The sequence below is a fragment of the Paenibacillus sp. BJ-4 genome, from assembly GCF_020404765.1.
Classification (GTDB): Bacteria; Bacillota; Bacilli; order Paenibacillales; family Paenibacillaceae; genus Paenibacillus.
Map to the genome: position 1 here is coordinate 1 of NZ_JAIVEM010000138.1, position 398 is coordinate 398.

The 398-nt window shown below is 42.2% G+C and carries 1 tRNA gene and 1 rRNA gene; both read left to right on the forward strand.

The window, feature by feature from the left end:
- Nucleotides 1-51: ribosomal RNA gene (locus LCF57_RS19485) — 16S ribosomal RNA — on the forward strand; the annotation flags it as partial.
- Between the two features lie 98 nt (nt 52-149).
- A tRNA-Ala gene (locus tag LCF57_RS19490) sits at nt 150-225 on the forward strand.
- The last annotated feature ends 173 nt before the right edge of the window (nt 226-398 follow it).

Consider the following 398-nt stretch of genomic DNA (forward strand, 5'->3'; position numbering starts at 1 on the left):
AAGTCGTAACAAGGTAGCCGTATCGGAAGGTGCGGCTGGATCACCTCCTTTCTATGGAGAATCGTTTCCTGCAATGGAAACATTCAAATATGAAGCGTAAGCTTCAAACTATCATCATTCCATTTGTTCAGTTTTGATGGAACTTGTGAGGGGCCATAGCTCAGCTGGGAGAGCGCCTGCCTTGCAAGCAGGAGGTCAGCGGTTCGATCCCGCTTGGCTCCACCAATACAATTTCATCAAAAACTGCATGAATATCATTAGCTCTACGGAGATTAAATGATAATCATACAGCTTTGCACCTTGAAAACTGGATACCGAAACGAAATTGCGTTTTAGAATATTCCTTTAAGCTGATCTTGTGTAAACAAGTGAAACTAAGGTAGTCAATCGTATTTACA